The organism is Brachybacterium sp. SW0106-09, from assembly GCF_001293905.1.
GTDB lineage: Bacteria > Actinomycetota > Actinomycetes > Actinomycetales > Dermabacteraceae > Brachybacterium > Brachybacterium conglomeratum.
Genome location: NZ_BCAK01000053.1, coordinates 34,220 through 41,447 on the forward strand (window position 1 = coordinate 34,220; position 7,228 = coordinate 41,447).

A 7,228-nucleotide genomic window follows, 5' to 3' on the forward strand; every position below is an offset into this window, starting at 1 on the left:
GTGATCCGGCGCGGATGTCCGCGCTGTCACCCGAGTTGGCCCCCGGGCGTCGATCCGGTGTTCACTGGACCCCATGACCACTTCGTCGGACCCCTCCGCGCCCCTGACCTCCCGCGCCCACGGCTCGCCGCTGCGCGGCCGCGGCTGGCTGAACACCGGCGGCGCCGAGCTGGACCTCGAGACGCTGCGCGGGAAGATCGTGCTGCTGGACTTCTGGACGTTCTGCTGCGTGAACTGTCTGCACGTCCTGGACGAGCTGCGCCCCCTCGAGGAGAAGTGGGCCGATGAGCTCGTCGTCATCGGCGTGCACTCCCCGAAGTTCGAGTTCGAGAAGGACCCCGAGGCGCTGCAGGCCAACATCGAGCGCTACGAGGTCTCCCACCCCGTGATCGACGATCCGGAGCTGGAGACCTGGAGCGCCTACGGCGCCCGCGCCTGGCCCACCCTGATGGTCCTGGACACCCACGGCCGGATCGCCGGCAACCTCTCCGGCGAGGGCCATGCCGCGAACCTCGACCGCCTGGTCGCCGAGCTCGTCGCCGAGGGCGAGGCCGACGGCTCGCTGCGCCGCGGCCCCGCGCCGACCGTCCTCGCCGAGCGGTCCGAGCAGACCCTCCGCTTCCCCTCGAAGCTCGCCGTCCTGCGCGACGGCCGGCTGGTGGTCTCCGACGCGGGCCAGCACCGCCTGGTCGTCTTCCAGGCCGACGGCGCGACGGTCGACGCGATCATCGGCACCGGGGAGCGCGGCCATGCCGACGGCGACGAGGACACCGCCCAGTTCGCCGAGCCCAACGGCGTCCTCGCCCTGCCCGCCGAGGTCGCCCAGGAGGTGGGCTACGACCTCCTGGTCGCCGACACCGCCGGGCACCGCCTGCGCGGCGTGAAGATCGGGCAGGACCGCCTGCTGCGCTCCCGCACCACGACCGAGGTCGTCACCGTCGCCGGCACCGGCGAGCAGTGGATGCAGGGCGAGCCGCTGCCGCGCGGCGAGGGCGATGCCCGCACCTACAGCCTCTCCACCCCCTGGGACCTCACCTGGAGCCACTCCCTGAACCGGGCCGTGATCGCCATGGCCGGGATCCACCAGCTGTGGACCTATGATCCCGTCACCGGCGCCCTGCTGGTCCTCGCGGGCACCACCCAGGAGGGCCTGGTCGACGGCCCCGCCGTCACCTCCTGGTGGGCCCAGCCCTCGGGCCTGGACGAGATGCCCGACGGCCGGATCGTGATCGCGGACTCCGAGTCCTCCGCGGTGCGGCTCCTGGACCCGCAGACCATGCAGGTCAGCACGCTGGTGGGCAAGGGCCTGTTCGACTTCGGCCATGTGGACGGACCGCTCGACCGGGCCCGCCTCCAGCACCCGCTCGGCGTGACCGCCCTGCCCGACGGGCGCATCGCGATCGCCGACACCTACAACGGCGCGATCCGCCTCCTGGACGAGGAGACCGGCGAGGTCGTCACCGTCGCGACCGACCTCAAGGAGCCCTCCGACGCGATCGTCGGCCCGCCCGTGGACGGGATCGGCCAGCTGATCGTCGTCGAGTCCGGCGCGCACCGCATCACCTGGGTGCCGGTCGCGAAGGCCGCCGAGCGCGTGATCGACGAGGGCGCCCAGCGCTCCGAGCGGCCCGCGACCGAGGTGGGTCCCGGCCCGCTCACCGTGCGGGTGCTGTTCACGCCGCCGCCCGGGCACAAGCTCGACGACTCCCTCGGGCCGTCCACGCAGGTCACGATCGCGACCACCCCCACCTCGATGCTGACCGGCGGGGGAGGGGTGGACACCGCGCTCGAGCGCACCGTCACCCTCGACCCCGCGTACACCGAGGGCGTCCTCCACGTCAGCGCCCGCGCCGCCTCCTGCGACGCGGACCCGGCCGTGGAGTTCCCCGCCTGCCACATGCACCAGCAGGATTGGGGGGTCCCGATCCGAGTCGTCGAGGGCGGCCCGGATCATCTGGACCTCTCCCTGCTCGCCTGACCTCTGACGCCGACGGAAGCTGAAGCCGACCCGTGGATCTGATCACGCAATTCCCCCTCGGCGACGATCTCGCCGTCACTCTGCTCGTCCTCGGCCTACTGTCCGTGGCCGCGCTCGTCGCCGGGGCGGTCGTGCCCACCCGGCTGCGGCGCGACGAGGACAGCGCCGAGGTGGACCCGACGCTCGGACGGCGGCTCGGCGCGCCGCTGCTGTCCTCCGCCTCGATCCTGCTGTGGGTGGGGCTGCCGCTCGCCGTGGTGGTGTACCTGGCCCCCGGCGGGACCGACGACCGCATCCTGCGCTCGGCGATGCTGCTGGTCGGGCTCGCGCTCGGCCCGCTCGCGGCCTGGCGGGGCCTGGCGATCCAGCTCGCCGCGCTCGGCGTCGATCCCGAGCGGCGCGGGGCGATGGTCCCGCGTCTGGGGGCGCTCACGGTCGCCGGCGCGCTCGCGCTCGCCGCGCTGCCCGTGGTGATCGCGGTGTGGTTCCTGCAGACCACGGCCGGGCCGGCGCTCATCGCCCTCGCCGCGGGCGCCGCGATCTCCGCCCTCGTAGTGCGTGCCAGCGCGGCCCCGGTCGAGGCGGGAGCGGCCGCGGCCGCGGTGCTGGTCGGCACCGACGAGCACGAGCTCGACGTCGACGACGAGGAGAACCTCGGCGGCCCCCACCTGCGCAGCGCCCGCATGGTGCGCCGCGGCGGGGCCCTCGGCGCCGACCTCGTCGCCGTCGCGACCGCCGGCGCCGCCCTCGGCGTGCTGCTCGGCGTGCCCGTCCTCGCGGCCGAGGGCTTCGTCGTCACGCTGCTGGCGCTGGGCACCGCGCTGCTCGCCGCGGGCGTCGCCGCCGTCGTCCCCCATGCGGGCCGCGAGGGCCACGAGCGCGGTGCGCTGCAGCTGGGCGGACTGGTCCCCTCCGTGCTCGGCGCCGCCGGCGCGGTCGCCGCTGCGGCGCTGTGGATCCCCTCCCAGTACAAGGACCTCCGCTTCGAGGACGTCGGGCTCGAGAACTTCACCGACCCCGCGATCACCGGCGGCACCGATACGCCGCGCGAGCAGCTCGAGCCGCAGATCGAGGAGCTCGGCGGCGACCTGAGCCAGTTCATCTCCCAGACGGACGACTCGCAGTACGCCTCCGCCTTCCTCGACATGCTCGCCCTCTACGGCATCACCCCGAACGTCGTGGTCGCCGCGGCGCTCGGCCTCGGCGCCCTCGCCGCGCTCGCGACGGTGCTGCTGCTGGGCGGCACCGGCCACCGCCTGGGCGGCTCCGTGCTGCGCGCCGCCCGCACCTCCCGCACCGGCGGGGCGCTCGGCCTCACCGCCGGCCTGGGCTCCTCGGCGCTGACCGCCGCCGGGGCGCTCGCCCTCGTGGTCCTCATCGCCGCCGTGCTCTCCGTGCTCGCAGCCGGTGTGCCCTCCCTCGCCCTGACCCTCGCGGTCCACGCCGGCCTCGGCGCGCTGATCGTGGTCGCCGGTCATTCGGGGCCGCTGCTGGCCTCCACGCTGCTGGACCGCGCCGGGGCGGAGAGCGGCTCGCGCCGCGCCGCGGGCGGCATCGCGACCGGTCCGCTCGGCGCGCTGCTGCTCGCCGCAGTGCTGATCGGCCTCGGCGCCCTCGGCCCCGTCGTCTCCGCGCTGCAGCTCGCCCCGCGCGCCGCGACCGTGTGGGAGGACCGGGCCCTGCACCTGGCGACCCCCGCCTCGCTCACCCTGCTCGGCGGCGTCGCCCTCGGCGTGGTGACCGTCCTGCTGATGACCTCCTCGCTCCTGGACGGCGCCCGCCGGCTCGGCGCGAACGCGGTCGTGGAGACCCGCGCGGCGATGCTCGAGGGCCGTGACGGCGCGGAGCTGCCCGAGCTGCCCGAGATGGTGCGCCGGGCTGCGCTGACCCCAGTGGTCGTCTCGGTGCTCGCCCCGGTGGTGGCCGGCTTCGGGCTCGGCCCGGCCGCCCTGCCGGGCCTCGTCGTCGGCGTGGTGCTGACCGCGGCGGGCCTGGGGCTGTGGACCCTCGGCTCCGCCTCGACCCTCGCCGGCGCCTCCGCCGTGATCGGCTCCGGCCGCTACGGCGGCCCCGGCTCCTGGGGGCACTCCGGCGCGCTCGGCGGGGCGGTGCTCACCGGCATCCTGCGCTCCGTGATCGGCTCGGTGGCGCTGCCGCTGGTGCTGACCGCCTCTCTGCTCTCCGCGCTCGCGGTGAGCGCCGTGGTGGGGATGAGCACCGACGGCACCAGCTCCTATCTCCGCTGGGGCATCGCCGTGGTCGCGATCATCATCGCGCTGACCTGCTGGGTCATCACCGCCACCGCGCCAGAGGTGGACCTCGAGGACGAGCACGAGGAGCTGTCCCGTCCGCTCTTCTCCCGCACTGCGGAGGAGGCCCCGGAGGACTCCCTGGACGCGATGGACTGGGAGGTCGACGAGGAGGACCGCCACGAGGTCACCGTCACCGCCCGGCCCACCCGCAGGAAGCGCAAGGGCAAGGGCTGAGAGGACCGGGCGCCGAGCACCCGGACCGGACAGAGGGCCCGGCCCGCCTCTCCAGGGAGGCGGGCCGGGCCCTCTGTCACGACTGCGCGCTCACGACGACGCGGTCACGAAAGCGCGCTCATCACCGCGCCGCTCACGACCGCGCTCAGACGGTCGCGCCGAGCCCCTGCAGCACGAAGCGCTCCAGCGCCTCGCGCGGGTAGCGCTTCGCGGAGGAGCCGACGAGCAGGCCGTTGATGATCCGGACGGTGCCGGTCACGTCGAGGTCGGCGGAGAAGTCGCCCGCCGCGATCCCGGCCTCCACGATCGTGCTGAGCACCTCCTCGATCAGCACCACGTGCTCGCGCATCCGCGAGGCCGCGTCGGGGGTGAGGGAGGCCCGGCCCGCGGCCTGCGGGACGTGGAAGGAGACGGTGAGCTCCAGCTGGGTGCGCACGTAGGCGATGACCGCCTCGCGCGGGGTCGCCGAGTCGCTGACCCCGGCCCGCAGCTGGGTGATGTAGTCCGTCGTCTCGTGGATCGCGTACTCGATCAGGAGGGTCTCGCGGTCGGGGAAGTGGTTGTACATCGCGGTGCGGCCCACGCCGGCCGCGGCCGCGATGCGGGAGAAGGTGATGGTCTCGAACTCCTGGGTCTCCAGCAGCTCGGCCAGGGCGGCGAAGATCTTCTCCCGCGTGCGTTCGCGGTGCTCCTCGAGCGACCCTCCGATGATCTTGGGCATGCCGCATTCTTACACTCACCGGGACGTTCGACAGAACCCGTGTGCCGCAGACCCCTGCGCGGCGGGGATCGGAACGCGTCACGCCGCGGCGGGGAGCGAGGCGGGAGAAGGGCGCGGGCCCACTCGGACGTGATCCTGGACTTCGACCCCTGACATGACCCCGACATGACGGAGCCGCGACCTCCGGGGACGGAGATCGCGGCTCTGGTCGCGAGAGCGGGTGACGGGAATCGAACCCGCGCTGTCAGCTTGGGAAGCTGAAGTTCTACCATTGAACTACACCCGCGAAACTGTGCCCGGCCGGTGCAGGAGGCCTGCCGTCCGAGCGAACGGGAGACAGCATACCCCCTCTCCGGAGTGGTCCGCGAACCGGGACGATTCGGGACGAGCTCTCGCACAGCGCCGGTGGGGGACTAGTCTGGTCGCCGTGCTGCTGAGCGATCGAGACATCCGGGCCGAGATCGAGGCCGGACGGGTGCGGCTGTCCCCCTTCGACGAGGCGATGATCCAGCCCGCCTCCGTGGACGTGCGGATCGACCGCTTCTTCCGCCTCTTCGACAACCACAAGCATGCCCTGATCGATCCCTCGATCGAGCAGGCGGACCTCACGCGCGAGGTCGCCGTCGATCCCGACGAGGCGTACATGCTGCACCCGGGGGAGTTCGTGCTCGCCTCGACCTACGAGCAGATCACCCTGCCGGGCGACGTCGCCGCCCGGCTGGAGGGCAAGAGCTCGCTGGGCCGGCTGGGGCTGCTGACCCATTCGACCGCCGGGTTCATCGACCCCGGCTTCGACGGGCACATCACCCTGGAGCTGTCGAACATGGCGACCCTCCCGGTGGCGCTGTGGCCCGGCATGAAGATCGGCCAGCTGTGCTTCTTCCGCCTCTCCAGCCCGTCGCAGAACCCCTACGGCAGCGCCGGGAACCTCAACCGCTATCTCGGCCAGCGCGGGCCCACGCCCTCCCGCTCGGCGCAGAACTTCCATCGCACCCGGATCCCCCTCCAGGAGGAGCAGCAGTGACCGAGCCGGTCCGCACCAGCCATCGTCTCCAGCTGCCGCGGGACACCGACCCCGCCGAGGTGCTCACGATGATCCTCAACGTCCGCCCCACCGCCCGGGAGGACGAGGACGGGGCGATCGAGATCGGGGACGACGTCCGCCTGGTCCCCGACCGGACGCCGCGCGGCGCGGGACGCTGGACCCTGGAGACCCCATGGGTGCGCGAGGACCCCGTCCCCGAGGGCATGGTCGACTCCCACGGCTACGGCCGCGCCTTCCCCAAGGGGCTGCCCTTCGGCGTGGAGCGGGAGAGCCTCGACCTGGCCTGGGCGCTCGCACGGCGTATGTACGGCGCTGTCGTCACCGACGACCACGTCCGCCTCGAGCCGCATCCGTACCACGTGCGGGACCTGACGGTCACGAGCCCCCACGCCCTCGCGCCGGAGTCCCTCGCCCAGCTGCTCGCGCCGCTCGAGCCGGAGGCGGAGCTGGACCGCGCCCCCGAGGAGACCTCCCGCACCGGCTACGGGCTCACCGCGCCGCTGCCCGGCGGTGACGTGATCGAGGTGCGGGTGGGGCGCAGCGCCCGCCCCGTCGCCCTCAGTGCCCTCGAATGGCTGGGCGATGCCGTGGACTACCAGCTCGTCCACGTCACCGCCGATCCGGAGGAGGACGCGATCGAGACGCCGGACGCCCCGACGGCGGAGCGGTGGCAGGAGGCGTACCGGCGCATCGGGGTGATCGCCGGGCTGATCGCCGAGAGCGTCGGCGGCTACGTCCTGGACCTCGACGGCCTCCTGGTGGACCCCGCCGACCTCGCCTGATCCCCTTCCGCCGCCCGGCTCCTCGCCTCCCGCTGCCGGCCCGCTCGACCTGCCGACGCCGGCCTGTCGCTGTCCGACCCTCCGGCGTCGCCGCGGCGCTGTCCGACGGTCCGGCACCGCCCTGTCGCCACGGGGCCGTGTCGGCTCGTGGCGTGTGGCGTTCCTCTGCGCCACATAGGCGGTTTCAGATGATCACTGCATCGGTGGTGATGATCT

5 protein-coding genes and 1 tRNA gene are annotated in these 7,228 nt (G+C 73.7%); 4 read left to right on the forward strand and 2 right to left on the reverse strand.

All coding sequences use genetic code 11. The annotated features are described in order from the left end of the window. The first annotated feature begins 73 nt into the window (after nucleotides 1-73). Both Y09_RS14185 and Y09_RS14190 read left to right on the forward strand, forming a co-directional pair. A complete protein-coding gene (locus Y09_RS14185; protein ID WP_053918349.1) occupies nucleotides 74-1,978 on the forward strand; it encodes an NHL domain-containing thioredoxin family protein in 1,905 nt (634 codons plus the stop codon). Between the two features lie 32 nt (nucleotides 1,979-2,010). Further along, entirely contained in the window at nucleotides 2,011-4,464 is a 2,454-nt protein-coding gene (locus tag Y09_RS14190; RefSeq protein WP_053918351.1) for a hypothetical protein, read from the forward strand. A gap of 145 nt (nucleotides 4,465-4,609) precedes the next feature. Here the strand turns inward: Y09_RS14190 and Y09_RS14195 are convergent, their stop codons facing one another. Both Y09_RS14195 and Y09_RS14200 read right to left on the reverse strand, forming a co-directional pair. Continuing rightward, nucleotides 4,610-5,185: a TetR/AcrR family transcriptional regulator gene (locus Y09_RS14195; protein ID WP_053918353.1), complete on the reverse strand. Its 576-nt coding sequence runs from the start codon at nucleotides 5,183-5,185 to the stop codon at nucleotides 4,610-4,612. 215 nt (nucleotides 5,186-5,400) lie between these two features. After that, a tRNA-Gly gene (locus Y09_RS14200) sits at nucleotides 5,401-5,471 on the reverse strand. Between the two features lie 141 nt (nucleotides 5,472-5,612). On the opposite strand from Y09_RS14200, the gene dcd reads away from it, so the two are divergent. After that, nucleotides 5,613-6,209, forward strand: a complete 597-nt coding sequence (dcd, locus tag Y09_RS14205) for a dCTP deaminase (RefSeq protein WP_010550549.1) — start codon at nucleotides 5,613-5,615, stop codon at nucleotides 6,207-6,209. Then, entirely contained in the window at nucleotides 6,206-7,012 is an 807-nt protein-coding gene (locus tag Y09_RS14210; RefSeq protein WP_053918356.1) for a hypothetical protein, read from the forward strand. The genes dcd and Y09_RS14210 overlap by 4 nt, the downstream gene beginning before the upstream one ends. The last annotated feature ends 216 nt before the right edge of the window (nucleotides 7,013-7,228 follow it).

Excerpts from the sequence above, each read along its gene's own strand:
- Y09_RS14195 (WP_053918353.1), bottom strand. The coding sequence starts at position 5,185 with ATGCCCAAGATCATCGGAGGGTCGCTCGAGGAGCACCGCGAACGCACG.
- Y09_RS14185 (WP_053918349.1), top strand. The coding sequence starts at position 74 with ATGACCACTTCGTCGGACCCCTCCGCGCCCCTGACCTCCCGCGCCCAC.